Source organism: Eggerthella lenta DSM 2243 (genome assembly GCF_000024265.1).
GTDB classification, from domain to species: domain Bacteria; phylum Actinomycetota; class Coriobacteriia; order Coriobacteriales; family Eggerthellaceae; genus Eggerthella; species Eggerthella lenta.
This window is the reverse complement of record NC_013204.1, coordinates 1429032-1455145: the sequence shown is the minus strand read 5'-3', so window position 1 is coordinate 1455145 and position 26114 is coordinate 1429032. Positions and strand designations below refer to the sequence as shown.

At 67.5% G+C, this 26114-nt stretch carries 22 protein-coding genes; 8 read left to right on the top strand and 14 right to left on the bottom strand.

Annotation, left to right across the window (positions count from 1 at the left end; genetic code table 11):
• Positions 1 to 58: 58 nt before the first annotated feature.
• The gene (locus ELEN_RS06035; RefSeq protein ID WP_015760471.1) at positions 59 to 1066 is read right to left on the bottom strand and encodes a substrate-binding periplasmic protein; all 1008 of its coding nucleotides are present in this window, start codon (positions 1064 to 1066) and stop codon (positions 59 to 61) included.
• Between the two features lie 521 nt (positions 1067 to 1587).
• On the opposite strand from ELEN_RS06035, the gene ELEN_RS06030 reads away from it, so the two are divergent.
• Positions 1588 to 2517 (top strand): ComF family protein, encoded by a 930-nt coding sequence (locus ELEN_RS06030; RefSeq protein ID WP_226844463.1) that lies wholly within the window; start codon positions 1588 to 1590, stop codon positions 2515 to 2517.
• Positions 2518 to 2693: 176 nt separating this feature from the next.
• Here the strand turns inward: ELEN_RS06030 and ELEN_RS06025 are convergent, their stop codons facing one another.
• Positions 2694 to 4028 (bottom strand): glycosyltransferase family 2 protein, encoded by a 1335-nt coding sequence (locus ELEN_RS06025; protein WP_009304670.1) that lies wholly within the window; start codon positions 4026 to 4028, stop codon positions 2694 to 2696.
• 367 nt (positions 4029 to 4395) lie between these two features.
• Here ELEN_RS06025 and ahcY point away from each other — a divergent pair, with 367 nt between their 5' ends.
• Together ahcY and ELEN_RS06015 are read left to right on the top strand one after the other, a co-directional pair.
• Positions 4396 to 5655, top strand: a complete 1260-nt coding sequence (ahcY, locus tag ELEN_RS06020) for an adenosylhomocysteinase (RefSeq protein WP_015760469.1) — start codon at positions 4396 to 4398, stop codon at positions 5653 to 5655.
• 143 nt (positions 5656 to 5798) lie between these two features.
• Complete coding sequence (locus ELEN_RS06015; RefSeq protein WP_015760468.1) at positions 5799 to 6635, top strand: SDR family oxidoreductase; 837 nt, start codon at positions 5799 to 5801, stop codon at positions 6633 to 6635.
• Positions 6636 to 6698: 63 nt separating this feature from the next.
• On the opposite strand, the gene rsgA is transcribed toward ELEN_RS06015, so the two are convergent.
• The 4 genes from rsgA to ELEN_RS05995 all read right to left on the bottom strand — a co-directional run bounded on the left by rsgA (position 6699) and on the right by ELEN_RS05995 (position 9645).
• Positions 6699 to 7769 (bottom strand): ribosome small subunit-dependent GTPase A, encoded by a 1071-nt coding sequence (gene rsgA, locus ELEN_RS06010; protein WP_015760467.1) that lies wholly within the window; start codon positions 7767 to 7769, stop codon positions 6699 to 6701.
• Entirely contained in the window at positions 7766 to 8185 is a 420-nt protein-coding gene (locus ELEN_RS06005; protein ID WP_015760466.1) for an RNHCP domain-containing protein, read from the bottom strand. Before ELEN_RS06005 ends, rsgA begins: the two co-directional genes overlap by 4 nt.
• A gap of 208 nt (positions 8186 to 8393) precedes the next feature.
• Entirely contained in the window at positions 8394 to 9164 is a 771-nt protein-coding gene (locus ELEN_RS06000; protein WP_015760465.1) for an SDR family NAD(P)-dependent oxidoreductase, read from the bottom strand.
• A gap of 1 nt (position 9165) precedes the next feature.
• Complete coding sequence (locus ELEN_RS05995) at positions 9166 to 9645, bottom strand: hypothetical protein (RefSeq protein WP_015760464.1); 480 nt, start codon at positions 9643 to 9645, stop codon at positions 9166 to 9168.
• A 269-nt stretch (positions 9646 to 9914) separates the two neighbouring features.
• Here ELEN_RS05995 and ELEN_RS05990 point away from each other — a divergent pair, with 269 nt between their 5' ends.
• From ELEN_RS05990 to ELEN_RS05975, 4 genes are read left to right on the top strand one after another with little or no spacing between them, the layout of a single operon-like run.
• The gene (locus tag ELEN_RS05990) at positions 9915 to 11258 is read left to right on the top strand and encodes an MFS transporter (RefSeq protein WP_049760245.1); all 1344 of its coding nucleotides are present in this window, start codon (positions 9915 to 9917) and stop codon (positions 11256 to 11258) included.
• A 50-nt stretch (positions 11259 to 11308) separates the two neighbouring features.
• Positions 11309 to 13168 (top strand): glycoside hydrolase family 2 protein, encoded by a 1860-nt coding sequence (locus ELEN_RS05985; protein ID WP_015760462.1) that lies wholly within the window; start codon positions 11309 to 11311, stop codon positions 13166 to 13168.
• Complete coding sequence (locus ELEN_RS05980) at positions 13165 to 14397, top strand: galactokinase (RefSeq protein ID WP_015760461.1); 1233 nt, start codon at positions 13165 to 13167, stop codon at positions 14395 to 14397. Before ELEN_RS05985 ends, ELEN_RS05980 begins: the two co-directional genes overlap by 4 nt.
• The gene (locus ELEN_RS05975; RefSeq protein WP_015760460.1) at positions 14397 to 15827 is read left to right on the top strand and encodes a UDP-glucose--hexose-1-phosphate uridylyltransferase; all 1431 of its coding nucleotides are present in this window, start codon (positions 14397 to 14399) and stop codon (positions 15825 to 15827) included. The genes ELEN_RS05980 and ELEN_RS05975 overlap by 1 nt, the downstream gene beginning before the upstream one ends.
• A 91-nt stretch (positions 15828 to 15918) precedes the next feature.
• Here the strand turns inward: ELEN_RS05975 and ELEN_RS05970 are convergent, their stop codons facing one another.
• A complete protein-coding gene (locus ELEN_RS05970) occupies positions 15919 to 16593 on the bottom strand; it encodes a flavodoxin (protein ID WP_015760459.1) in 675 nt (224 codons plus the stop codon).
• Positions 16594 to 16675: 82 nt separating this feature from the next.
• Complete coding sequence (locus ELEN_RS05965; protein ID WP_015760458.1) at positions 16676 to 18088, bottom strand: DUF362 domain-containing protein; 1413 nt, start codon at positions 18086 to 18088, stop codon at positions 16676 to 16678.
• 79 nt (positions 18089 to 18167) lie between these two features.
• Between ELEN_RS05965 and ELEN_RS05960 the strand changes: the two genes are divergently transcribed.
• Entirely contained in the window at positions 18168 to 18782 is a 615-nt protein-coding gene (locus ELEN_RS05960) for a Type 1 glutamine amidotransferase-like domain-containing protein (RefSeq protein ID WP_015760457.1), read from the top strand.
• 27 nt (positions 18783 to 18809) lie between these two features.
• Here ELEN_RS05960 and ELEN_RS05955 read toward each other — a convergent pair whose 3' ends face one another.
• The 6 genes from ELEN_RS05955 to ELEN_RS05930 form a co-directional block, all read right to left on the bottom strand.
• Positions 18810 to 19037, bottom strand: coding sequence for a helix-turn-helix domain-containing protein (locus ELEN_RS05955; RefSeq protein ID WP_015760456.1), 228 nt, complete (start codon positions 19035 to 19037; stop codon positions 18810 to 18812).
• Between the two features lie 160 nt (positions 19038 to 19197).
• Positions 19198 to 22941 carry a leucine-rich repeat domain-containing protein gene (locus tag ELEN_RS15725; protein WP_015760455.1) on the bottom strand — a complete coding sequence of 1248 codons (3744 nt, stop codon included), beginning with the start codon at positions 22939 to 22941 and terminating at the stop codon, positions 19198 to 19200.
• A 1-nt stretch (position 22942) separates the two neighbouring features.
• On the bottom strand, positions 22943 to 23539 hold the full coding sequence (locus ELEN_RS05945) for a hypothetical protein (RefSeq protein WP_015760454.1): 597 nt from the start codon (positions 23537 to 23539) through the stop codon (positions 22943 to 22945).
• 311 nt (positions 23540 to 23850) lie between these two features.
• Positions 23851 to 24609 carry a DmsC/YnfH family molybdoenzyme membrane anchor subunit gene (locus tag ELEN_RS05940; RefSeq protein ID WP_229079706.1) on the bottom strand — a complete coding sequence of 253 codons (759 nt, stop codon included), beginning with the start codon at positions 24607 to 24609 and terminating at the stop codon, positions 23851 to 23853.
• A gap of 72 nt (positions 24610 to 24681) precedes the next feature.
• Positions 24682 to 25539, bottom strand: coding sequence for a TorD/DmsD family molecular chaperone (locus ELEN_RS05935; protein ID WP_015760452.1), 858 nt, complete (start codon positions 25537 to 25539; stop codon positions 24682 to 24684).
• Positions 25536 to 26111: a 4Fe-4S dicluster domain-containing protein gene (locus tag ELEN_RS05930; protein WP_015760451.1), complete on the bottom strand. Its 576-nt coding sequence runs from the start codon at positions 26109 to 26111 to the stop codon at positions 25536 to 25538. The genes ELEN_RS05935 and ELEN_RS05930 overlap by 4 nt, the downstream gene beginning before the upstream one ends.
• Positions 26112 to 26114: the final 3 nt, after the last annotated feature.

The following is a 26114-nucleotide window of genomic DNA, read 5'->3' as shown; positions in this document are numbered from 1 at the left end:
CCCCGGACGCGCGGTGTCGGCGTTCCAGGGCTTTCGAACGTTCGGGAGGATCTCGGCTCTAAGCAGCGACGTCTCCAGGCTGCACGGCGTTCTCGCCCGCGTTCACCTCGTCGCCGGCGCCCGTGCCTTCGTCGGCAGGAGCAGCGTCCCCGTCAGCGTTCTCGCCTTCGCTCTCGTCTTTCGGCTCCTTCGAAGCAACGGTCGCGCCCGCGTCCGTGGACTTGGTGGCGCCGGCAGTCAGCGGCGTGGACGAAAGGTCGAGCGCGGTACCCAGCCACTTCGTCTCGATGACGCCGATGGTGCCGTTGCCGGTCAGCGTGGCGAGGGCTTCGGAGACCGCTTGCTTGAGATCGGTGTTCGCATCCGACACGCCCACGCCGTAGCCGCCCGCCTGCTGCATGAGCGCCACGATATGCACGTCGTCGCCCGCGCTGTGCGCCGCGTACGTCCCGATGATGGCATCGGCCGCCACGTACTGCACCTGGCCCGAGGCCAGCTCGGCGAACGCGCTCTTGAGGTCGTCGGTCGTGGAGAAGGTTGCCTTGTCGAATTCGTTCGTCACCGCCCAAGCGCTCTTCGACGACACCTGCGCGGCGATCTTCGTCTCGACGACGTTCGTGGGAACCTGCGTGTTGGACGGCGCGGAGAACAACGCCACGGCCGTAGGCAGGTACGCGTCAGACTTCCAGAACGAGGTGCTGCTGTCGGACTTGTCGATGCCCATGACGATGTCGACCGTTCCCTCTTTGAGAGCCGATTCGGCATCCGATCCCACGTTGACGACCTCGAGCTTCAGCCCGAAGCTGTCAGCCAGCGCCGCCGCCACGTCCACGTCGATGCCGACGATTTTGGACGAGGAGGAAGGCTGTCCCGCCAGGGGCTGGTTGTCGGTGTTCACACCGACGCGCAGCGTACCGTCCTTGCCGATGGTCGGCGAGGATAGCGTGGGCGTCTTCTCGGGGGGAGTGTAGCTCTGCTGCGATGAGCAGCCCGTCAGAACGACGAGCAGGGCCGCCATGCACGCGACCGCCATGCAGCAGGACGCGAGCGTTTTATAACGCTTCATAACCGGTGAGCCTCCATCTAGCTTGATGTTCATGCTGCCTCTTTCGACTGACCTAGTCTTTGCCCCCACACTCGCGCACTGGAACTCAGCTTGCGCCTTGCCCTCTCGCCCGTCGCAACCGGATGTCGCGATACTCAGGCGGTGCGGCTTACCTCTAGGATACGCCATGATCGTCGCGCGGAGACCGCGCGGCTTACGTGGGTCCTTTCGACCGCATCTGCCGTGGACTGAGGTTGAAAAACCCGCAACTACAGACTCGAAAGAAGCGTCACTCAGTGTACCAGATCATGAAAACGCCTGAAAGCCGAGCCGCACAATCCGCGAGAAACGCGCGGACGCCGCCGAAAAGGCTCCAGGCGGGCACGCCGCCCGAACGCCGGACACGATGAGGGGACGCCGCTCCTTCGAGGCTCCGCGGGTCGAAAGGCCTGCAAGGCCCTGTGAAGCGCGCATGCTTTCGCGATGCCGGCCAGGCCTGCGGCGCACATGCGAGAAGCGCGCGAGAAACGAGGGGAAAGCGCGTGGAAACGACGCTGAATCGGCGTGGAATCCGCGCGAGAACGGCGGGTGCCGGACATGAGAGCGCCGTGTGCGGCGCGTGGAAGGCTCCGTGCTATCCTCGTAGGATGACGATCGCCCGCACAACCCTCGCCCTCGCCCCCGCACGCCCGACCGCACGGGAAGCAGGCGCATGCCCGCGCGTTCCCCGCCGCGAGCGTCTGCTGAGGACGGCGGGCCTCTACGGGCGCGGAGCCGCCGAGGCCATCGCCGAGACGCTGTGGCCCACGCGCTGCGCCGTATGCGACACCCCGGGCGAGGTGCTGTGCGCGCCTTGCAGCCTCAACCTGAGCCATATCGACTGGTGGCGCGCCTGCCCGCGCTGCGGCGCGCCGTTCGGCCGCGTGCAGTGCAGCGAGTGCAACGACGTGCTGATGAGCGTTGCCGGACGCGACGAGCCGCCCTTCGACGCCTGCACGAGCGCCGTCGCCTTCGACGATGCCGCCGCCCGCATCGTGCGCACTTGGAAGGATGCCGGCGAGCGGCGATTGGCAGGCGCCATGGCGACGCTCATGGCGCCGATGGCGCCGCCCTCCTGGCTCGCCGACCATCCCTGCATCGTGCCGGTGCCCGCCACCGCCGCCGCCCGCAGACGGCGCGGCTTCGACCACGGCGAGGAGCTGGCCCAGGCGCTGGCCGACCGCCTGGGCCTCGCCGTCGCGCCCGTGCTCGCCCGCCCCCGCAGCCGCGACCAGCGCGCCCTCGCGCGCCGCGACAGATTGGCGAATATGGAAGGCCGCTTCATCCCGCTGCCCGGCGCAAGCGCCTTCCCCTCGGTCATCCTGGTCGACGACGTGTACACCACCGGCGCCACGCTGTTCGCCGCGACCGACGCCGTCCGCGTCGCCGGAGCCGCCACCGTCCGCTGCCTCACCTTCGCCCGCGTGTGGTAACCCCCCCCCGACTCGCAAGCACATCGGCGCCGTCGGAAGCCATCCTCGCCCGAAAAACACGCCTCATGCATCGAGGCGTGTTTTTCGGGCGAGGATGCAGACGTGCGCCAACCGGGCGCAAAAAAGCGACGGGCCCGGAGGCCCGCCGCTTTCGCATATCGACTTGACACCGCGTGCTACATGGTGCGCTCACGCTGCTTTTGGGGTGCGGCGCTTGCCGCGTCGGAGAGCTCGGCCACATCAACCGAGATGCTGTGCTTGATGGGCTTCCAGTTGCACTTCTTCACGAGCGCGACCAGCGCGATGGGGATATAGGTCATCATGAACACGGGGAACGTGAACATGTACAGAACCTTCTTGCCCGTGGTGGAACGGATGGAGTCCCATTCCACGAACGTGGTCAGCACGCCGAACATGAACATGAAGATGAAGTAGTTCAGCAGGCAGAACAAGATGGACGACAGCGAGGAGGCAACCATGATGCCCGTGGACATGGCTCCGGTGAGGCTGAGGAACACGATGATGGCGTTGAACAGCACCGACACGATGGTAAGCAGCATGCCCGGCGCGATGGTCATGAGCATGTCGTAGCAAGCGAAGCGCGCGCCCTTGGGGTTCACGGCGATGCCTTTCGCCAGGCGGGCACCGTAGTGCCAGAACACCTGGTAGAAGCCCTTCGCCCAGCGGAAGCGCTGGTTCCACGAGTCGCGGAACGTGATGGGCTGCTCATCGTAGAGGATGGCCGTGGGCGTGTAGCTGATGCGCGTGCCCTCGAGAATGCTGTTCGCAGAGAACTCGATGTCCTCGGTGAGCAGGTGCCACTTCCAACCGCCGTTCTTCTCGATGATGTCGGCGGCTATGAAGAAGCCCGTGCCCGACACGGCGCAACTGGTGTTCAGCGTGAGACGCGCCTGGTTCAGGAACTTCGCCTCGCGCAGGAACCACACGGCGTAGCCCGCGGATATCCAGTTGGAGTCGTAGTTCTTGGAGTTTCGATAGCTGGTCGAGGCCTTCGCTCCGTTGTCGAAGGTCTTGTTCATCTCGCGGAAGTAGTTCACATCCAGCACGTTGTCGGCGTCGAACACGAAGTACGCCTCGTAACCCTTGTCGGCGTAGCGCTCGCGAATGCACTGGAAGCCGTAGTCGAGCGCGTAGCCCTTGCCAACTTCCTTGTCGTTGCTGCGGGGAAAGACGATGGCGCCTGCCTCGCGGGCCACGCGCGCGGTGTCGTCCGTGCAGTTGTCGGCGATGACGAACACGTCGATGAGCTCGGACGGATAGTTCTGCACCTTGATGGAGTGGATGAGGTCGCCGATGACGGCGCTCTCGTTGCGAGCCGAGATGACTGCGGCGAACTTGTGGTTCTTCTTCGCCGTGAGCTCCTTGGGCTTGCGCGTCAGCACCACGAACACGTAGTAGAGCTGATACGTGTAGCAGATCGTGAACGTGAGAAACACGCAGAAGTTGAATATGTCAACGAACGAGATCTGCGAAAAAAACTGGTCCAGCACCTTTGCTCCTTTGTCGGGCCGCGAACGCTCCTTGCGGCCGTGCCATCGCGCACCCGTCCTGCGGGTCGCGCTCCGCCCCCCTGGTGTTGTTCGGTTTCGTCTGAGGGTTGTGCGGAACGCCGCCTGTTCGCCGCCCATGCGGCGCTCTGGCTGTAACGCGTTCCAAGCTGGACAGATTATAGCGGGTGAGCAGCCGTTCGGGGCAACAACGAGTCCGTTCGTTACCGTTTCTTCCGAATTCGAGGTCATAAATCACCGGTATTCACAAAGGTTCTGCATACGAACTTCATAACTAGGTCGGTTCGGCTATGATAATCTGAGAGATCGAGAATCGCACGTTCCCTTATATGTCAATGGAGGCATACCCTTGAACCACGATATCAAAGACATCGCCCTGGCCGACGAGGGCCTCGCCCGCATCCTGTGGGCGGACCGCGACATGCCCGTGCTGGCGTCCATCCGCGAGCGCTTCGAGCGCGAGAAGCCCTTGGACGGCGTGCGCATCGGCGCCTGCATGCACGTGACCACCGAGACGGCGAACCTCATGCACGCGCTCTCGGCCTCGGGCGCGAAGGTGACGCTGTGCGCCTCCAACCCGCTGTCCACCCAGGACGACACGGCCGCCTCCCTCGTGCGCGACTTCGGCATCGACGTGTTCGCCGTCGCCGGCGAGGACGCCGACACCTACAACCGCCACATCGAGGCCGTCATCGCCTGCGACCCGCAGATCGTCATGGACGACGGCGCCGACCTCGACACCGCGTTGCACACCAAGTTCACCGACAAGCTGGCGCACGTGGTGGGCGGCACCGAGGAGACCACGACGGGCGTCGTGCGCCTCATGTCCATGGCCGCCGAGGGGACGCTCGCCTACCCCGTGTTCAACATCAACGACGCGAACACGAAGCACTGCTTCGACAACCACTACGGCACGGGCCAGTCCACGCTCGACGGCATCGTGCGCGCCACGAACCGCCTCCTGTGCGGCCGCACCATCGTGATCTCGGGCTACGGCTACTGCGGCAGCGGCCTGGCCCTGCGCGCGAAGGGCATGGGCATGCGCGTCATCGTGTGCGAGGTCGACCCGCTCAAGGCGCTCGAAGCGCACATGGAGGGCTACGAGGTGATGCCCGCAGCCGAGGCGGCGCGCTTCGCCGACGTGTGGGTGACCGTGACCGGCAACTGCAAGGTGGTGGACGGCCCGGCGTTCGAGAACATGAAGGACGGCGCCATCGTGTGCAACTCCGGCCACTTCGACTCCGAGATCAACCTCGAGTGGCTGGAAGACCACGCCACGAAGAAAGAGGAGATCAAACCGCTGGTGGAAGAGTACACGCTGCCGGACGGCCGCACGGTGATCGTGCTGGCGCAGGGTCGCCTCGTGAACCTGTCGTGCGCCGAGGGCCACCCCGCGTCCGTGATGGACATGAGCTTCGCGAACCAGGCGCTGGCCGCCGAGTACCTGTACCTCCATGCCGGCGAGCTGGAGAACAAAGTGTACGACGTGCCCGCCGCCATCGATACGCACGTGGCGCGCGTGAAGCTGGAAACGCTGGGCATCGAGATCGACGAGCTCACCGAGGAGCAGGTCAAGTACATGAGCTCCTGGAACTTCGAGACGCTGTAAGGCAGCGCCGCCTCCGGCATCCCTTCCCTGCAGGTAACGAACCCGGCGCCGCGATGCGCCGGGTTCTTTTTTCGCCTATACTGCGAGTCGGACGGCAAACCCGCGTCGGGCGCTGCACGCGCCTGCAGAAGGAGGCGTTGATCATGGTCGATTACGGATTGGACGGCAAGGTTGCCATCGTCACCGGAGCAGCGGGATCGGGCGCGGGAGGCACGGGGTTCGCCATCGCCGCCAAGCTCGCGCAGCAGGGCGCGAAGGTGGTCATGGCCGACATCGACCCCGCGGGACGGCGGCAATCCGACGAGCTGAACGCGCAGGGCTTCGACACGACGTTCGCAGAGTTCGACCTTGCGCAGGAGGAGACGATCGTCGCGTTGATCGAGGGCGCGTCAGAGCGCTACGGCGCGCTGGACATCGTCGTCAATTGCGGATTCATGCAGCTCAAAGAAGGGTACGTCCACGAGACGGACGTCGAGGCGTGGGACCGCATCTTCGCCGTGAACATGCGCGGCGACTTCCTCATGATCCACCACAGCCTGCCCCATCTGCTGAAGCAGGGCGGCGCCATCGTCAACGTCAGCTCGGTGGCCTCGCTCGTGGGCGAGGACACCACGGCGGCCTACGCATGCTGCAAGGCCGGCATCAACGCGCTCACCCGCTCGGTGGCCGTCCAGTACGGCGACCGGGGCGTGCGCTGCAACGCCGTGGTGCCGGGCTCCATCTTGAACGACCGCATCCTCGCATACGCCAAGACCAACGAGTCGGTGCAGTTCCAGTTCGACATGCTGAAGCGCCACGCGCCGCTCAAGCGCTTCGGCACGGCCGACGACGTGGCGAACACCGTGCTGTTCCTGGTCAGCCCGCTGGCCTGCAACATCACGGGCCAGGCCGTGGTGTGCGACGGCGGCTACTCCATCTGCTCGGGCATGTGGGCCGACATCCACGAGTACAGGCAGGACCACCCCTGGGACACGATGTAGGAGCCCGGAAGCGCCGCGCACGCCCGGGCGGGGCGGGCGCGGCGGGCGGGTCGCCCGCCCGTATCAGCGCTTTGCGGGCAGACGCTTGACGGCTTTCGAGATATCCTTGAACTTCCGTTCCTTTCGAGCCAGGTAGCCCGCCCTGTCCTCGGCGAACGCGGCCTCGGCCCTCAGCTTGCGGTACGCCTGCCAGCGGCGCTCGGACAGCTCGCGGTCCGCGATGGCCTCGTAGACGGCGCACCCCGGCTCGGACGTGTGGGTGCAGTTCGAGAACCGGCACGAGGCGAACAGGCGCTCCACGTCGGCGAACCCCTGCTCGAAGCCCCCGGCGGCCTCCCCGAGCCCCAGCTCGCGCATGCCGGGCGTGTCCATCACGAGGCCGCCGCCCGGCAGCAGCACGAGCTGGCGGCGCGTGGTGGCATGACGGCCGCGCCCGTCGGCGCGTACGTCGCGCGTCTCGAGAACTTCCTCGCCCAACAAGCGGTTGACCAGCGTCGACTTTCCCACGCCGGACGATCCCAGAAGGGCGGCGGTTCTGCCCGGCCGCAGGTAGGGGCGCACGGCCTCGCAGCCGCACTCCCCCATCGACGACACAGCCAGCACATCGACGCCGAAGGCCACCGACTGCACGGCGGCGAGCCGCCGTTCCAGGCTGTCGCATGCATCGGCCTTCGTCAGCACGACGACGGGCACCGCCCCGCTCTCCCACGCAAGCGTCAGGTAGCGCTCGAGACGCCGCAGGTTGAAATCCCCGACGAGCGACATGCAGAGAAACGCGACGTCGATGTTCGCCGCAACCACCTGTTGCTCGAGCGCCGCGCCGGCCGCTTTGCGCACGAAGGCGCTCGTGCGCGGAAGCACCTGGGCGATGACGGCGCGCCCCGCCGTATCGGTCGCACGATCCAGTAAGACGAAATCGCCCGCCGCCGGGAAGTCGGCGGCCGAACACGCCGTGTGGCGCAGCTTGCCGGACGCTTCGGCGAACAGCTCGCCTTGCTCGCCGACGACACGGTACAGCTCGTGCGCCTGGGACAGGATCCGCCCTACGACGGGGTCGTGGATACCAGACGCCTCGCGCGCCTGCCGCATGATCGCGTCGGTCACACCGTACGCACGTAAGTCGACGGCCGTCATCGCGCATCGCCCCCTTCGCTCGCTTGCCCTCCGCATGCGTCCGGCCCGAGCTCTTCGAGGGGAAACGGCGGCTCGGCCAACGGCTTCACGGCGATGGACATAAGCTTTAAGGGGTTGTCGTCGGCTGCGATGCGGTTCGAGCTCAGGTGCCCGCAACGTTTGCAGCGGTGCACGATGGCCCATTCCCCGTCTTTGCGTACCCACACGCTGATAGGCTCCATGACGCTTTCGCACACGGAAGCGCGATCGCCGGGCCGCTCGTCGACGTGCAGGCTGTGCAGGCACTGGGGGCAATGGTTGCGATGGCGGCTTCCCGCCCCGTCGGGCGTGACGATCCGGCCGCACTGTTTGCAGACGAAACTGTCCATGCAGGCATGAGCCTGATAGAAGGCGCTGCCTCTCTTGAATTTTTCCACGGTGGTTCTCCCAAAACGATGATGGTCGTTGCCTTGTTTGGGAGGTTCGTGCGGAGACTAGAGCTCGCAAACCTCCCGGTTTACGACAATCTCCGTGCGTACGTGTAACAGAAGTCATGCTCCTCAGGTCGTGTTGACGCCGTCGTTTATACCATAGGAGGAAAAAGGCCGCAAGCGAAAACGCTGCGAGCATCGCTTCCCCGAATCTTCAACCTTCGTAACGCTTCAGCATGCGCAGCCAGGTGGCCATGACGACGCGTTGCGGCACCACCTTCGCGGCTGCGTGAAGGTACTTCGCGTACAGCGGGTACACCGAAAGCTCCCGCCCCCGCCGCGCGTCGCGCAGTGCGCGGGCGACCACCTTCTCGGGCGGCACGAGCCCGGGGAAGGCCACGCGACGCCCGTTGACCTCGCGCACGAGCAGGTCGGTGTCCACCCAGCTGGGGCATACCCCGCATACCGTCACGCCGGTGCCCGCCAGCTCAGCGCGCAACGCCCGCGAGTAGCTGAGCTCGAACGCCTTCGTCGCCGCGTACAGGGAGAGGTACGGCGTTGGCTGGAAGGCCGAAGCCGACGACACGTTCAGGATGCGGCTCCCCCTTCCCATGAAAGGCAAGCATGTCCGGCAGAGCGCGGTGACGGCCGTGCAGTTCAACGCCACCGTGCGCTCGATCTCTCCGACGGAGAACTCGTCCCATGCGCCCATCTTGGCCGTCCCGGCGTTGTTCACCAGATAGGCCACCGTCGGGCGCTCCTCCTCGAGCATGCGCGCGACGGTTCGCAGTCCCGATGCGTTAGCCAAGTCGACCGGAAGCGGAACCACGCGCGAGCCCAGCTCGTCGCGCAGGCGTTCGAGCTTCTGCGCGGTGCGAGCCACCGCCCAGAGTTCGTCGAGGCCGTCCTCCTCGAGCAGCTGATCCACGAAGACGCGCCCCAATCCGCCGGTCGCACCGGTGACCAGCGCGATGCGCGCGCCCATGCTAGCGCCCGCCTTTCAGCAACGTTCGCTCCATATCGGCCGCGTCGATCATGTCGTATCCGAAAGTGAACAGCCGTTTCAGCGCATACAGGTACGCGACGCCCCAGTAGTAGTCGACCAGCTTGAGCGGATCGCCCTCCACCACGCTGCCCTCGCGCTGACCCTGTTCGACGATGCGCGCCGTGAGCGCGTACAGCTCGGAACCGTACGGTGCCGGACGGCCGTCTCGCCCTTGCCCCTGCTCGAGCATGAGCTGCGTGTTCAGCACCACCGAGGCTGCGAACAGGTCGTCGTCGGCCAAGCGGCCGAGGATGGTGGAAGTAAGGCGGCGGATCTTCGACTTGGCCGCCCTCTTAAGGGCGCATGAGACATCTGCGGCAATGATCTCGAAAATGGCAGAGATTTCGAGGTGTGTGATTTTCCGTTCGACGCATTCAGTCAGAATCGCTCGGATGGCGAAGAGCAACCTGGCATTTTGCACACGTATCCCTCTTTTCGATGACTCCTCGCCGAACGAATAATCACACACCTCTAAATCTCTGCCAAAAACACGGTGCCGAGCGCATGCGCCTCGGTCAGGTAGAGCAGGGTCCTTCGGCTCGCCTCCCCGATCAGGCCGGCAAAGCGCCGATCGCGAGGGATCCTGCTCATGAGCTGAAAGCGAAACGCGGCGCTTCGACGCGTGCGCGACGGGCGGGAATCCGGTAGGATGGCAGCAGGTTGCGTTTCCTCGAGAGAATCGACGTGGCCATGCTTGCCGAACCTGCTGCCCCTCCCCGCCCCGGCCTGACGAAGAAGTCGTGGGCGCTCATCATCCTGCTGTCGTTCTTCGGGCAGGTGGCCTGGGCGCTCGAGAACAACTTCTTCAACCTGTTCATCCAGGACGTGTTCGACGCGTCGCTGTCCGACGTGGCGCTGATGGTATCGGCCTCGGCGCTGACCGCGGCGGCCACCACGCTGTTCGTGGGCGCGTGGTCGGACCGCGCGGGCAAGCGCAAGGCGTTCATCGGCATCGGCACCGTCCTTTGGGGCCTGTCCATCATCGTGTTCGCCTACTTGCAGACCATCTCGCTGGCGCTGGCCGGCTCGACTGCGGCGGCCATGGCGTTCGGCGTGACGCTGACCATCGTGTTCGACTGCATCATGACGTTCTTCGGCAGCCTGGCGAACGACTCGTGCTTCAACGCCTGGGTCACCGACATCACCACCGAGAAGAACCGCGGCAAGGTGGAGGGCGTGAACTCGGCCATGCCGCTGCTGGCGATGCTGGCCGTGTTCGGCGGCGCGATGTTCCTCATGATCGTGCGGCCTGACGGCACGGTGACCTACGACTACCCGCTGTTCTTCATCGTCATCGGAGCCGCCGTGGTGGCGCTCGGCATCGCGGTGCTGCTGCTCATGGACGACTCCGCGCCCGAGCGGCGCGAGGAGGGCGGCTACCTGGCAAGCGTGCTGTACGGCTTCCGGCCGCGCGCGGTGGCCGAGAACCGGATGCTGTACCTGGTGCTGCTGGCCTACCTCGTGTTCGCCACCGCGTTGCAGGTGTTCATGCCCTGCTACGTGCTGTACCTGCGGCTTCCCTACATCCTGGGAGAGAGCTACGTGTTCGTGATGGCACCGGGCATCGTCATTGCCGCCGTGTTCACCATCCTGTACGGCAAGAGGGTGGACCGCCGCGGTTTCCTGCGCTCGGTGATCGTGCCGCTGGCGCTGTTCGTCGCGGGATGCCTCGTGCTCACGCTGCTGACCAGCGCCGCAGGCGTGTTCGCGGGATCGGTGCTCATGCTGTGCGGCTACCTGGGCGCGGTGGCGTGCTTCGGCGCCGAGGTGCGCAACAACACGCCCGCCGGGCACGTGGGGATGTTTCAGGGCGTGCGCATCTTCATGGCGGTGCTCGTCCCCATGCTCGTGGGGCCGTGGATCGGGTCGACTCTGAGCGCCACGTCGGGCGCTGTCGGGTTCGGCGTGGTGGGCGACGGGTTCACGCCGTCGTCGCTGATATTTTTGGGAGGCGCCGTCGTGGGAGCGCTGACGTTCGCCGTGCTGCCGTTCGTCCGCGCGCAGCGTGAACGCGAGCATCGGGAAGCGTCCTGAAAGGACGAGCGCTTCTAGGGCGCTTCGAAGACAAGGAAGGACAAGCGGCCATGCTGGACATCAAGCGCGTCATCGCGAGCGCTCCGCGCAAGCCGGAGCAAGCGGAGCTGCGGCCGCTGACCACGCCGTGGAGCGAGCAGGCGGCCGCAGGCAAGGGCCGTGCGGGGCTGCATCCGCATCCGCAGTTCGCGCGGGCGGGGTTCGAGCTGCTCGACGGCTGGTGGGACTACGCCATCGTCGACGCCGACAGCGCCGCGCAGGCCTGGCGCGATGCCGCCCCTCCGAACGCCTGGGACGGGTGCATCCTCGTGCCGTTCTCGCCGGAAGCGCCCCTGTCGGGCGCGGAGCGGCAGTTGCAGCCGGACGAGCTTCTGTGGTACCGACGGCCGTTCGCCGTGCCGGACGGCATGGACGTGGAGGGCGGTCGGCGCCTCGTTGTGCACTTCGAAGCCGTGGACTACGCATGCGCATGCTATGTGAACAGGGTGCGCGTAGGCGAGCACGTAGGCGGCTACCTGCCGTTCGCGTTCGACGTCACGGATGCGCTGGTCTCCGGCGAGAACGAGCTGTCCATATGCGTGTGGGACCCGAGCGACGCGGGCGTGCAGCTGCGCGGCAAGCAACGGCTGAAGCGCGGGGGCATCTGGTACACCGCGCAAAGCGGCATCTGGCAGAGCGTGTGGCTGGAAGCGGTTCCGGAAGCGCGCATCGAACGGTTGGCCGTCGACGCGAGCGTCGAAGGGCGGCTCACGTTGCGAGCGGTGGTGCGCGGCGCGGCGGTGGACGGCGGCGAGCTGACCGTGCGGGTGTTCGACGAAGGCGCGGAAGTTGCGCGCGCATCCGCGGCGCCCGCAGCCGACGGGACGTGCGAGCCGATCCTCGACGTGGCGCGTCCGCACCGGTGGAGCACCGACGACCCACATCTGTACGATCTGGAGCTGACGTACGGAAGCGACCGCGTGACCAGCTATTGCGCGTTTCGCACGGTGAGCGTGGAAGCGGACGAGCACGGCGCGAGGCGGCTGTTCCTCAATCACGAACCCCTCTTCCTGCGCGGCGTGCTGGACCAGGGGTATTGGCCCGACGGCCTCATGACCGCGCCGTCGGACGAGGCGCTGGCCTTCGACGTCCGGTCGATGAAGGACCTCGGGTTCAACCTGCTGCGCAAGCACATCAAGGTGGAGAGCGATCGCTGGTACTACCACTGCGACAGGCTGGGCATGCTCGTGTGGCAGGACATGGTGAGCGGCGGCGCGGCGCCCAGCCCCTGGCATTCCAGCTACAAGCCCACCTTCTTCCGCGGCTCGTGGGGCCGCTACGCCGACGACGACCCGCGCCACTTCCCCGGGCTCGCCTCCGACAGCGCGGCGTTTCGCGCCGAGTGGACCGAAGCATGCGAGGACACCGTGCGCTACCTGGGGAACCATCCGTCCATCGTGACCTGGGTGCTGTTCAACGAGGCCTGGGGGCAGTTCGACGCGCGCAGGGCCGTGGAGCGGGTGCGCGCGATCGACCCCTCGCGGCCCGTCGACGCGGTCAGCGGCTGGTACGACCAGGCCTGCGGGGACTTCCTGAGCGTGCATAACTACTTCCGGCCGCTCGAGGTGTACCGGGACGAGGCGCGCCCGGCGCGAGCGTTCGTCATATCGGAGTTCGGCGGATCGTCGTGCCATCTGGCCGACCACAGCTCGCTGGCCACATCGTACGGATACGCCGCCTGCCCCGACCCGGCATCGTTTCGGGATGCCGTGCACAAGACGCTCGCGCAGGCGGACGCGCTGGAGGCGGAAGGGCTTGCGGGTTACGTGTACACGCAGCTGTCCGACGTGGAAGAGGAGACGAACGGGCTGCTCACCTACGACCGGCGCGTCAACAAGCTGGCCGATCCGGCGGAGGAGGATGCGCGATGACGACCCTGGAGGATGCCCGCACTCCTGCGCCGGCGCGCCTGCGCAAGCGGTTCGCCGAGCGCTTCGGGAACGCGGGCGCACGGCCGCTCGCATTCGCATCCGCTCCCGGGCGCGTGGAGCTGGCCGGCAACCATACCGACCATCAGGGCGGGCGCACGATCTCGGCCGCCATCGACCGCCGCATCTACGCGCTCGCCGCCCCGAACGGCACCGACGAGATGCGCGTGAGCATGGAGAGCTTCGGCGACATCGCGCTGAGCTGCGGCGACTTGGACGCGCGCGAAAGCGAGCGCGGGACGTCGCTTGCGCTCGTGCGCGGCATGGCGGCCGCCTTCGTGCGCGCGGGCGGAAGGCTTTCCGGGTTCGATGCGGCCACCTGCTCCGACATCCCCGCAGGCGCCGGGGTCTCGTCGTCGGCCGCGTTCGAGATGCTGGTCGGCGTGCTGCTGCGCGTGCTGTGCGACCCGACGGGCGCCGTGCCGTGCGACCCCGTGGCGCTGGCGTTGGAGGGCGCTCAGGTCGAGCAGGCCTACTTCGGGAAGCCCTGCGGCGTGCAGGACCAGCTGGCCAGCGCGCAGGGCGGCGCGGCGGCCTTCGACTTCGCGGGCGACCTGCCGCGCGTCGAGCCCATCGCCTTCGACTGGGAGGCGTGCGGCTATGCGCTCTGCCTGGTGGACAGCCGATGCGACCACTCCGTCCACGCGGACGAGTACGCGGCCGTTCCCGCCGACATGCGCGCGGTCGCGCGGCGCTTCGGATGCGAGCGGCTGGAAGACGTTCCCTACCCCGTCTTCCTCGCCCGGCTGGCCGACGTGCGCGCGCACCTGGGCGACCGTGCGGCCTTGCGCGCGCTCCACTACTTCGAGGAGACGCGGCGCGTTGCCGCGCAGCAGCGGGCGTTGGAATCCGGAGACATCGAAGGGTTTCTCGAAGGCGTGCGGCAATCGGGCGCGTCGTCGGCGCAGTTCCTGCAGAACGTGTCGCCGCGCGGCGACGGCTTGGGCGCACGGCAGCCGGCCATGATGGTCCTCGCGCTGTGCGCGCACCTCCTGGACGGGCGCGGCGCGTACCGCATCCACGGCGGCGGGTTCGGCGGCAGCGCGCTGGCCTTCGTGCCGGCGGAGGACATCGACGCGTTCTGCGAGTCGATGGATGCGCTGCTGGGCTACGACGCCTGCCTGCGCGCGAAGGTAGACGGCCGCGGCGCGTACGCGGAGCGGATGGCCTGATGGGCGCACCGCTTCCGCCGCCCGACGAAGTGCGCGCCGCCTTCTCCCGCCTGCACGCGCGCGACGGGGAAGCGGCCGTCGCCTACCTGCACGCGCTGGGCACGGCCAGCGGCTACCTCAAGGCAGACGCGGCGCGTGCCATCCGTTGGACGGGCGAGAGCGCCTACGGCACGTTGGAATGCACCATCAACCTGGCCAAACCCGAGAAGGATCCGCGCGCCATCACGGCGGCAGCCTCGAAAGGCACGCCCTCGCCGGAGCGCATGGACGATCCCGCAAGCATGCGCGCGAACGCGGCGGCTGGCGCACCGCCGGCGCACGCGAAGGCTGCGGCAAGCGAGGGACGGCATCCGGCCGCCGGCCGTTCGCGCGGGCCGCAGTGCGACCTCTGCTGGGAGAACGAGGAATTCCCCGGCACGCCCGAGCACCCTGCCAAGCCCGGCCTGCGCATCGCCGCCATCGAGCTGGGCGGCGAGCGGTGGGGGCTGCAGTTCTCGCCGTACGCGTACTTTCCCGAGCATTGCATCGCGCTTTCCGCGGAGCATCGGCCCATGAAGATCGACGCCGCCTGCTTCGAGCGGCTGCTCGACTTCGTCGACGCGTTCCCGTTCTACTTCGTCGGCTCGAACGCCGATCTGCCCATCGTGGGCGGCTCCATACTCTCCCACGACCACTTCCAGGGAGGGCGGCACGTGTTTCCGCTGATGCGCGCGCCTATCGAGCGCGCTGTGGCGCTTCCGGGATGTCCTCAGGTGCACGGCGGCGTCGTGCGCTGGCCCGCATCGGTGCTCCGTTTGATCTCTCACGATCGGAATGCGCTCGCGCGCGGCGCCAAGCGGGTGCTGGACGCGTGGCAGGGCTTCTCCTTCGAGCCGTGCGGCGTTCGCGCGTGCGGCCGAGACGCCGACGGCGCGCCCGTGCGCCACAACACGCTCAACCCCATCGTGCACCGGGAGAACGGCGAGTACGTGCTGGACCTCGTGCTGCGCAACAACCGCACGGACGCCGCGCATCCCTGGGGCATCTTCCATCCCGGCGAAGAGCTGCACCATATCAAGAAGGAGAACATCGGCCTCATCGAGATCATGGGGCTTGCCGTCCTGCCGCCCCGCCTCGCCCGCGAGCTGCCGGCCGTGCAGGACGAGCTCGCGTGCGCCGCACGAGAAGGACGCACGCCGCAGGAGGTGGAGGCGCGCCTGCTCGCCCGCGAGGCCACCGCGCCCCACGCCCCTTGGGCCGCCGACGTCTACGCCCGCCGCGCCGGGGAGTTCGACCATGAGACGACAACCCCCTCCCCCTGTCTCGCAGGCGGCGATGTCGGGGGCGGCGCGCTCTGCCCCGTCATGCGCGAAGAAGTCGCCCTGGTGTTCGCCGCCGTGCTTGAATCCACCGGCGTCTTCAAGCGCGACGAAACGGGAGCGGCCGGCTAGAATGCGTTCATAGCGGAATTGGGACGAGCGCGCCTTTGAATGCCGACCCCGCCAGGAGCGTGCGCCTATCGAGCCCGCTTTGGCATGACGGCTACAGCCCCAACCGCTCGATCCACGGCTGCACCTCATCGAGGGCGACGGGGAGACTGCCGCGCGTGAGGTGGAGAGCTTCGCGCAGGTCGGCCGCAGGGCAGAGTTCGCGGATGGCGTCGAGGGCTTCGGCGTTGCCGCTCGAGCTGCTCGTGGAGAACGGCACGATAACCTTGCCCGCCAAGTCGTGCTGCGACAGGAACGCCCGCATCACGTGCGGCAGTTGTCCCCACCAGATGGGATGGCCCAGGTAGACCGCATCGTAGGCGTCCCAATCCGGCACCGTCGCCGCGATCGGCGGCAGATAGCCCTCGTCCTGCTCGCGCTGCACTTGAGAGATCATAGCGTCGTAGTCGTCGGGATACGCGTCGGTCGTCTCGATGCGGAACAGGTCGGCGCCCGTCGCCTCCGCGATACGCTCGGCGACCGAGAGCGTGGTGCCCGAGTACGAGAACACCGCCACGAGCGCCCGCCCGACGCGACCTGCGGGCTCAGGCGCCGATTCGGGCGCCACGGACTCGGCCGATCCGCTTTCGCCCTGTTCGCGCGCATCGTTTTCCGCAACCTGCTCCTCCGCCGCGACGCATCCGGCGAGCATGCCGCCGCCGAGCACCGCCATGCAGAAGCCGAACGACCCCATCACGAAGGTGCGCCTGTCCAATCCGTTTTGCCTCATGCTGATTCTCCTCTCGTTTCCGTCCTTCGAGTCTACGACTTGGAGTCGGCTCCAAGTCAAATGGAGATCGCGTGCAGCGACCTCAACGCAGGATGCGGACGAGCTCGATGCCCTCCGACTCACCGCGGTCGCGGCTGTACAGGCGCTCCACGGAATTGTTCCAGTGCTCGTGCACGCCGAGACTCTCCACCGGGTTCCCTGCGCCGTCGCGGTACGCGGCTCCCGATGGCGGCGCAGATGCCAACGCGGCTTCATGCAGGTAGTTCTCCACGTCCAGGTTGCCCTCGAGCGCGGCGTTGCGGCTGGTGACCGCCGGCTGGTTGATGAGGAAATCGGCGCCCACCGAGTCGATGGCCACCGGATCCTGCGACAGGAAGATGCTGGCCGCGAACCCGCCGTCGAAGGGCGCGCCCTCCCACAGCGCCGCCTCGCGCGTGACCGACGCTCCTTCGGAGACGGCCGTCACCAGGCCGTCCAGCATCCACAGCATGGTCTTGCCGCCCAGCAGGCGGTTGGCGAGCAAATCGACGGGCACGGTGTACATGCCCATAGTCTGACCCGACACGTAGCGGTGGATGCCGGCGGCCTCGGGCGGGCGCAGGCGGTTGGAGTTGACCAGCGATCCGAAGTGGTTCTTGCCGCACAGCGTGAGTCCGTAGCTATGCCCCTTGAGGCTTGCGAGGTTGATCAGGTAGTCGGCCTCCGATACGCAGGCGGGCACCACGTTCGCCGCTCCCGCCACGTCGCCCGACCAGATGACGGGCGCGCTTTCGTCGCCCACGGCGTCGTTCGGGCCGCCCTCGTCGTAACAGCGGAAACGCACGCCGGCAAGCGCGCCCTCCGAGCAGAACTCCATCATATGCGCCGGGAAGATGCGGCACGCATCGTACACCGCGATGTCGCCCGGCGCTGTGCCCGCGTCCTCCACGAGCGACAGCAGCAGCGCACGCAAAAGAACCGGCGTCGTATAGCTCATGGCGCTGTCCTCGTCCGTGCCGAACGTGCCCGCGCCGTTCATGTTCGCCTTGACGGCGATCCGCTGACCCGCCCGATAGCCGCCCGCGCGCCCGACGCGCGTGTTGTGCGCCTCGAACAGCACGCGCCATCCGGCCGCCGCATCGTCCGCGCCCGCCGCCGCGGCAACGCCGTCGTCCACCATGCGCCGAACCGCGTCCTCGTTGAAATGCTCGCGCTGCCACCAGTAGCCCGATCCGTCCCAAGTCACGGCCGCCGCGTCGCGCACCCAGGCGACGCGCCCCGGCATGGCTCCCACGCCGCGGCCCAAAGGCTCGTGCGGCGGGAAGACGGAATCGTACGGCAGCGGCCCGGGGGCGGGTTCGGGCGTCGGCGAAGGTGCAGCGGGAACAGGTTCCGTCATCGTCCCAGCCTCTTCCCCATCCGAGCATCCGCCCAGCACCCCGCCCGCTAGCGCCGCCGCGCCGATGGCGGCCGCCCCCATGACGAAGGTGCGCCGATCCATGCGGGCCTCTTCCATCGCAGCTCCTTTCGCCGTCGTTTCTCTGGTACCATACCGGTTGGAGCGCGCTTCAAGTCAAGGGGAAAGGACGGCTCGCATGGAAAGGCTGCTTCTCGTGTCGATGTTCCAGAACGTCACGGGCCTCTTGAAGGAAATCGAGCCCGACCTCGAAGGCAAAACCGTCACGTACATCCCCACGGCCAGCCGGGTCGAACGCCTCGGGTTCCTCGCCCGCATGAGCCGATGGGTGCTACGCGGCATGGGGCTGCGCGTGGACGCCGTCGACGTTTCCACGGCGCCCTACGAGGCCATGCGCCGCGCGTTCGAGGGCAACGACCTCGTTTTCATCGTGGGCGGCAACACCTTCTACCTGCTGCAGGAACTGCGGAAATCTGGGGCGGACAAGCTGCTCTGCGAAGCGGTGCGCGCAGGCAAGCTCTGCATCGGCGAATCGGCGGGAGCCATCGTAGCCGCTCCCGACATCGCGTACTCGCGCGCGATGGATCGGCCCGACCGGGCACCCGACCTGCACGATTTCGCCGGGCTCAGCCTCGTCGACTTCTACCCGGTGCCCCATGAGCGCAACCGCGAGCTCGACCCCGCCGCCGAGCAGATCGTTCGGGAATACGCCGGCATCCTCGACGTTCGCCCCTTCGACGACAAGCAGGCCATCTACGTAGAAGACGGCGCCGCGCGCATCCTGAACGCATAAGGAGCGCATGCGGCGAAAACGCCTGTTCTAGTCGCTGGCATCGCCCCTGCGCTCGACGTACACGTTGAGCCCCATCATGGACGCCACGTCGAGGGCCTTTCCGAGTTGGATGCTCTCCTTGCCGTTCTCCAAGTCCGAAATGAAGCGCGTGCCGCAGCCGCAAAAACCTGCGAGCTCGCTTTGGGAGTACCCCAGCTCTCTGCGCCGAGCGCGAAGGGCCTTCCCCAAGTCTTCCGTTTTCGACACGCGCGTCATTGGCACCACATTCCCGATCGGTAACGATGTTAAGACTGAAATGATATCATTACCGATCGGGAATAATCAAGCATTAGAGCACCGAATATTCCCGATCGTGGATCATTTCGGAAGAATGCCTAAAGTGCCCGTCCTCGTTTAGACACCGCCGGCGCGGCGCCTATCGCCGCGCGCGCTTTCGGCTTGCCGCCGCCCCTGCGGCGACGAGGGCCGCGACCGTCGCCAGCGCGATCCACGGGGCCGCCCCCGGACCGTCGCCGGTCGCGGCGATGGCGGACGAGCCCGATCCCGAGGTCGGGACCGGCTTCGGAACCGGGGTCGGGTCGGGCTCCGGAACCGGGTCGGGCTTCGGCACCGGATCCGGATCGGGTCCCGGCACCGGGGTCGGGCCGGGCTTGGACGCGACCACGGCGAAGGGCGAAAGGCCCGAAAAAGCGCCCGTCGCATAGCCGCCGGCCACCGTGGCGGCCGCTTCCTCCAGCACGTCGCCGGCGCAGTGCAGCACGGCGACCCCCCGCCCGTCGTTGTCGGCTCCTACCGGGATCGAGACGTCGACGCCGCCCCAGAGGCGCCCGCCGGACAGCGACAGGCATAGCTCCGCGAGCGTCACGCCCTCGGCCTCGCGCTTGCGCATCGCATCGCAGGCCTTGCAGGCTCCTGCCTGGTGCAGGCCGCCCTTCTGCGCGAGCAGCCCCGCGTTGGACGACAGCACGCCGGACACCTTCGCGCCCGTGACCGCATCGACCAGCGTGCGTCGGGCCATGCCGTAGAAGCCCCAGCCTTTCAGATCGTCGCCGCCGAAGTCGCCCTGGACGTAGTTCTCGCCCTGCGGGAAATAGAGCTCGCCGAAGGCGGGGACGCCGAGGAAGACGGACGCGCCGAGCGAGGGCGCAGAACCGCGGAACTCGAGCGCCGCCAGGTTGGAGCAGCCTTGGAACGCGCTCGCGCCGACGGACTTCAGGTCGGAGGGGAACGACATCTCCTTGAGGCCGACGCAGTCGGAGAACGCGCGCTCGCCGACGGAGATGATGCCGTCCGGCAGCCTGTCGAGTGCCAGGTTGGAGCAGCCCTGGAACGCGCCGGACTCGATGGCACCGAGCTTCTCGGGAAGCGCCGTGAGCGCCAGGCCGACGCAGCCGGAGAACGCGTGGTGGCCGATGGCGGTGACGCCGTCCGGCAGCTTGCCGAGGGTCAGGCTGGTGCAGCCCTGGAACGCGGAGGGGCCGACGGTCGCGAGGCCGTCCGGGAGAGCCAGGCTGACGAGCTCGCCGAACGTATCGGAGCCGGGGTCGGTCCCCGACACCTCCTTCAAGCCGCCCATGCCGGACAGATCGAGGCTCGACAGGATGGGCCATGCACCGCCGTCCTTGTAGCATTCCTTGAGCGCATCCCAGTTGCCGCCGGCTATCGCTTTCGCGTCGCCGATCACCCTGATGTCCGTCACCTGGTAGCGCTCCTTCCCGGAGGCGGCCAGGGCGTCGTCGATGGCTTTCCGCATGTCGCCGCCGTCGGCGAAGGAAACCTCCAGCGTGCAGGCGGGCAGATCGTCGAACGCCCAGTCGGCCGGCAGCTTGGTTCCCTGCAGCGCGGTCCTGTAGGCGGCTTCGTTCGAGCAGAACACCGTGCCGCCGACGGCGACGTCCTCGAAGGCGCTCGCGCCGAACGTCGGCGGGTTCTCGCCGTAGAACGAGAGCTCCGCGAGGCTGGTGCAGCCCTCGAAGGCGTACTTGTAGATGGACTGCAAGGCGGACGGGAGGGCCATCGCCTTGAGACCCTCGCATTTGGAGAACGCAGAGGACCCGACGGAGGACACCTTCGCAGGGAGCGCCGAGATAGCCAGCTTTTTGCAGCCGTTGAACGCCCCTTGCCCGATGGAGGAAAGGTTCGCGGGGAGCTTTGCGAGCGCCAGGCTAATGCAGCCCTGGAACGCGCAGTCGGGAACGTCCTCGACTCCGGCGGGAAGTTCCTCGAGGGCCAGGTTCCCGCAGTCATTGAACGCATAGGCCCCGATGGAGGTAAGGCCGCTCGGAAGCTCGTCGAGGGCCAGGTTCGAGCATCCGTCGAACGCGTTTTTGCCGACGGCCTCGAGGCTGCTCGGAAGCTCGTCGAGGACGAGTTTATCGCAGTTTAGGAACGCGTATTCGTCGATGGTCTCGAGGCCGCTCGGGAGTTTCAAGTCGACAAGCCTGTTGTAATAGGGATCTTGGATGGACGGATTATCGACGCCCACCGCCGTCAGCTCGCCCATGCCGGACAGGTCCAGGCCCGACAGGTTGGCCCACTCGCTGTCGCGTTGGTAGCAGCGCTTGAGATTGCCCCAGTCGTTTTTGGTTATCTCCGTCGCGGCGCCGGTCACCACGATGTCCTTCGCGCCGATCTTGCCCTTGCCGACGTCGGCCAGCGCGGCGTCGATGGCGGCCTGCATGGCGGTGCCGCTGCCGTCGCCGCCGTTGAAGACGACCTCGAGCGTGTAGAAGGGCTCGTACCTCCACCCGCTCGGCCCGTTGTCCTTGAACGCCGTCTCGTACGCCGTCGCGTCCGGGCAGTACACCGCGCCGAGCTGGGCGACGCCCTCGAAGGCGTCCGCGTCGAGCTTCGGCGGGTTCTCGCTGCGGAAGGAGAGCTCCTTGAGGTTGGAGCAGCCCTCGAACGCGCTCTCGCCGACGAACTTCAGGCCGGAGGGGAAGGACACCCTCTCGAGGTTCTTGCAGCCGGAGAACGCTTTAGGTTCGATGGCGAGCACGTTCGCGGGAATCTCCGAGAAGTCCAGTTTCTCGCAGCCGGAGAACGCGGACTTTTTGATGAACTCGATGCTGTCGGGGAGCCTGCCCAAGACCAGGCTGGTGCAGCCCTCGAACGCGGATTCGCCGACATATCTGACGCCCTCGACCAGCGAACCGAGGGCCAGGCTAGTGCAACCTTGGAACGCGCCGGCACCGACGGACGTGACGCCCTCGGGCAGGTATTCGAGGCGCAAGCTGGTGCAGCCGGAGAACGCGTAGTCGCCGATGGAACCCATGGTATCCGGGAGCCACACGTGAGCGAGCCTGCCGAACGCGGCGCCACCCCCGTCGACCCCCGACACCGTGCCCAGCTCGTCCATCTTGAGCAGATCCAAACCGGACAGGCTGGTCCAAGCGCTGCCATCCTTGTAGCAGTCCTTGAGCGCCGTCCAGTCGTTGCCGGCTATCGCCGTCGCGTCGCCGGTCACCACGATGTCCTTCGCGCCGCCCCTGTCCTTGCCCTCGAGCGCTTTGTCGATGGCGTCCTGCATGGCGGTGCCGTTGTTGAATTCGACTTGGAGCTCGTAGAGGGACGCGTACGTCCAACCGCTCGGCCCGTCGGCGCCGAACTTCGTCTCGTACGCATCCGCGTCCGGGCAGTACACCGTGCCGCCGACGGCGACGTCCTTGAAGGCGTCCGCGCCCAGCTTCGGCGGAGCGTCGCTCCCAAACAAGAGCTCCTTGAGGTTGGAGCAGCCCTCGAAGGCGCTCTTGCCGACGGACTTCAGGCCGGAGGGGAAGGACACCCTCTCGAGGTTCTTGCAACCGGAGAACGCGCGCTCGCCGATGGAGGACACCTTCGCGGGAATCTCCGATAGGGCCAGGTTCTCGCAGTTGAAGAACGTATAGGCGCCGACGGTCTCGAGGCTGTCCGGGAGCTTCAGGGTGGTGAGCCTGTCGAACGCATCGTTGCCACCGTCGAGTCCCCGAACCTCCTTCAGCCTGCCCATCCCGGACAGGTCCAAACCGGACAGGCTGGACCAGTCGCTTCCGGTCTTGAAGCAGTACTTGAGCGCCATCCAGTCGTCGCCGGTTATCTCCGTCGCGTTGCCGGCCATCACGATGTCCATCACGTCGCCCTTGTTCTCGCCCTCGAGCGCCTCGTCGATGGCGTCCGACATTTTACCGCCGTCGTCGAAGGTGACATGGAGCACCCCCGACGCCCCGTTCCCGAGCGCACCGGAAGAGGCCCCCCCGCGGCGCGGCGGCCACAAGCTCGGGCGCGGGCGCCTGCGGCGCGGCCACGTTCACGGTCACCTGGGGCAACCGCGCGCTGGGCGCGACCTCGTAGCCCGCCGGCAGCACAGCCGCGAACACATGGGTTCCGGGTGCGACCGGGTCGGCGTCGGCGCACTCCCACGAGACGCCCTCCACGGCGACCTGCCCGCCGGCATCGTCCCGCGCGAGCAGCGAGCCGGGAAGGTTCGGCAGGTCCTCGCCCGCCGCGACGTCGTAAGACGCCGGATCCGGATCCTCGAACGATGCAAGGAGGACGGGATCGGATCGAGAAGCCTCCCCCTGGCCCGCCGCGAGCCCGTCGGCTGCAAGCGCGCCCGCTTCCGTCGCGGAAACGCCCTCTGCAGGGTCGTTCGTCGCAGGCGCGTCCGCGCCCGTCGAGGGGTCGCCCTGCGCCAGCGCCGCCGCCGGGATCCCCATCGCGACCAAGCAAGTGCACAACGCCGCCGTCGCAAGCCTTCTGCCGATGGACGCCTTCTCCATGCCGTCTCCCTCTCGCCATCATCGTGCCTCGAGAGCGGGTTATGTTGCCTGCAATAAGCAGGCAACATAAAGGGGGCACCCCCTTTTGGCGCACGAACGCGCCTTCGAAGATTCCCGAACCCGTCCGCTCCCGCGGCTCTGCGCAGCCCTCGGCTGCTCTTCCGAGGGCATTCATACAGGGAAGCATACGCTTCGCAAGCTGACGAAAACATCAGCCGGTATGAGGGTTTCGGGCCTTTTCTAGCTTTTCTTCCGACGAAAAGGCTGACGCGTCCTCAAAGGGGGCTGCCCCTTCGAGGACGTTCGATCCGTTACAAAATGCTCGCGGCATAGAAAGCGTAGCGGGCTGCGGCCACGCCAGCGAACAGGCAGGCGAAAGCGAGCGCGGGGGCTGCGCCGGACAGCTTGCCCTTCCATGCCAGCAGGCCGAAGGCCACGCCCGCCACCGCCAGCACGACGGCGGCCGCGAACGGCAGCGCGTTATGGCCGAGACCTGCGAAGTGCGCGGCCGCCAGCGCGATCGATGCCACGGCCAGCGCGCCGAGCATGGCAAAGGCCGCGGCGAACGCGCCCGAGCGATACGAACCCTCGCGCATCAACCCCCACAGCGCGGCGCCCATCGCCAGATCGCCCAGTACGAACAGCGGCAGCGTCTGCCACGTCGCCCAGGCGGGGTTGCCGTAGCTCGTGAAGTACGCCCATCCCATGATGCACATGAGGCCGACCGCTGCCACGGCGGCCACGACGCGCACCGCGCCCGGGCTGGTGCCCCGGCGCAGCAGCAGAACGAAATCGACCAGCATCAGCACCCCGAACGCGATGGACCAGTACGCCTCTTCGGCGATCATCGACGACGGGTTGCTCATCGCCAGCAGGAAGCGCTCGGGTCGCCCGAGGTGCCCGAGCACGCCCAGCAGCCCGACGCCCAAGAGCGCGAGGCACGCGAGCGGGAACAGCCACGGCCGCTTCGGCTTACGATCAACGTCCGGGAAGATCGCCGCCGCCACGTACGCACCGGCCGCCAGCCCGCCCAGCGTCGTGAACAAGAACAAGGGAAACTCAGAGATCATCGTCATCATCCGTCCTCACTTGGATCCGGGCGCGGCGGACGACCCGCCGCGCCGACTCTTCCTGACAGGGCCTCAACCCTCGCACGCCGCCAGCTCGTAGTCCTCGATGCCGAAGGGGCGCGTCTCCTCGAGCGCCGCCAGGGCTTCCTCGGCGGCGGCGAAGGCCAGCCCCTCGGGCGATCCGACGACCGCACCCAGCGCTTCGAACCTTTCGCCCGACGCCGAAACCTCCTCGGCCCACAACGCCGCTTCGGCCAAGAACGTCGCATCGAGGGCAACGAACGCAACCAGCGCCTCGGCCGCTTGCGGGTAGAGCACCGCCGTCGCAGAGCGGCGCAGACCCTTCGCGTACTCTCCCAGCCACGCTGTCATATGCTCGACGACGAAGGACTGCTGCGCGCGCAACCCGGCCGCCAGCGCGCACACGTCGCCCGCGATCAGCTGCGCGAGCGAGAAACGCGCCTCGCGCGCCATGAACGCACATTCCAGCGACACGTGGTCGTCGGGTACGCGCTGCATCTTCCTCGGCTGCACGCCGCGCGCCCGATACGCGGCGCGCACGGCCAGAGTGTCCTCCTGGAACACGGTCGGCTCGCCCGTGCGGTACGGCGCCTCCCATGGAATCGCCGGCAACGCGCCGGGGCCCACCAGCACGCGCACGTGCTCGTCGCGCGCCGCCTCCAAGAGCGCGGCGCGCCCCTCCGCAGCGGCCACCTCGGACAGGAAGCGCCCGAAGCCGTGCATGGTCTCGTCGTCCTCCGCGTACTCGTCCACCGCGTCGGCCGTCGCCCCGCCTAGCAGGGCCTCGAGCACCGCCGCATCCGGAGCCGCGCCGAACAGCTTGTGGAACAGCGCGTACAGGCGCGCGCGAGCGAGCAGCAGGGCCTCGAGCGCGACGGACTCGCCCGCCGGGTCGGTCGGCGCGCTCACAGCACGACCTCGTTGAAGTCGCTGCGCTGCGCCTCGGGCGACGCGTGCAGCAGCAGGTTCGGCTGCGTGGTCGCCGCCGACGGCAGCACCGGCAGCTCGCTCACGGCGTCGCCGTGCTTCGCGCGCAGCTCGTCCACGTCGCCGAACTCGATGGCGCGCATGGGGCACGCGTCCACGCACACCGGGTTGCGGCCGTCCTCGCGCAGCGCCTTGCAGGCGTCGCATTTCACGATCATGTTCTCGTCCTCGTCGAACTGCGGCGCGCCGTAGGGGCACGTGATCATGCAATTGCGGCACACGACGCAGCAGTCGTCGACATGCTGCACCGTGCCGTCGTCGGACTTGAACATGGCGCCGGTGGGACACCCCGCCACGCAGGCCGGATCGTCGCAGTGGTTGCACGACACCGTCAGATGGAACATGCCCACCTCCGGGTACATCCCGCATTCGAAGCTTCCCACGCGCCGGGTGCGAGGGCCCGCCGCTTGCAGGTTGTGGCGGTCCTTGCACGCCACCTGGCAGGTTCGGCAGCCGATGCAGCGCTGCACGTCAACGTAGAATCCCAAGCTCATGGT

Excerpts from the sequence above, each read along its gene's own strand:
- ELEN_RS06035 (WP_015760471.1), bottom strand. The coding sequence starts at position 1,066 with ATGAAGCGTTATAAAACGCTCGCGTCCTGCTGCATGGCGGTCGCGTGC.
- ELEN_RS06015 (WP_015760468.1), top strand. The coding sequence starts at position 5,799 with ATGGTCGATTACGGATTGGACGGCAAGGTTGCCATCGTCACCGGAGCA.
- rsgA (WP_015760467.1), bottom strand. The coding sequence starts at position 7,769 with ATGACGGCCGTCGACTTACGTGCGTACGGTGTGACCGACGCGATCATG.
- ELEN_RS06000 (WP_015760465.1), bottom strand. The coding sequence starts at position 9,164 with ATGGGCGCGCGCATCGCGCTGGTCACCGGTGCGACCGGCGGATTGGGG.
- ELEN_RS05990 (WP_049760245.1), top strand. The coding sequence starts at position 9,915 with ATGCTTGCCGAACCTGCTGCCCCTCCCCGCCCCGGCCTGACGAAGAAG.
- ELEN_RS05985 (WP_015760462.1), top strand. The coding sequence starts at position 11,309 with ATGCTGGACATCAAGCGCGTCATCGCGAGCGCTCCGCGCAAGCCGGAG.
- ELEN_RS05980 (WP_015760461.1), top strand. The coding sequence starts at position 13,165 with ATGACGACCCTGGAGGATGCCCGCACTCCTGCGCCGGCGCGCCTGCGC.
- ELEN_RS05975 (WP_015760460.1), top strand. The coding sequence starts at position 14,397 with ATGGGCGCACCGCTTCCGCCGCCCGACGAAGTGCGCGCCGCCTTCTCC.
- ELEN_RS05970 (WP_015760459.1), bottom strand. The coding sequence starts at position 16,593 with ATGAGGCAAAACGGATTGGACAGGCGCACCTTCGTGATGGGGTCGTTC.
- ELEN_RS05965 (WP_015760458.1), bottom strand. The coding sequence starts at position 18,088 with ATGGAAGAGGCCCGCATGGATCGGCGCACCTTCGTCATGGGGGCGGCC.
- ELEN_RS05960 (WP_015760457.1), top strand. The coding sequence starts at position 18,168 with ATGGAAAGGCTGCTTCTCGTGTCGATGTTCCAGAACGTCACGGGCCTC.
- ELEN_RS05955 (WP_015760456.1), bottom strand. The coding sequence starts at position 19,037 with ATGACGCGCGTGTCGAAAACGGAAGACTTGGGGAAGGCCCTTCGCGCT.
- ELEN_RS15725 (WP_015760455.1), bottom strand. The coding sequence starts at position 22,941 with ATGTCGGACGCCATCGACGAGGCGCTCGAGGGCGAGAACAAGGGCGAC.
- ELEN_RS05945 (WP_015760454.1), bottom strand. The coding sequence starts at position 23,539 with ATGGAGAAGGCGTCCATCGGCAGAAGGCTTGCGACGGCGGCGTTGTGC.
- ELEN_RS05940 (WP_229079706.1), bottom strand. The coding sequence starts at position 24,609 with ATGATCTCTGAGTTTCCCTTGTTCTTGTTCACGACGCTGGGCGGGCTG.
- ELEN_RS05930 (WP_015760451.1), bottom strand. The coding sequence starts at position 26,111 with ATGAGCTTGGGATTCTACGTTGACGTGCAGCGCTGCATCGGCTGCCGA.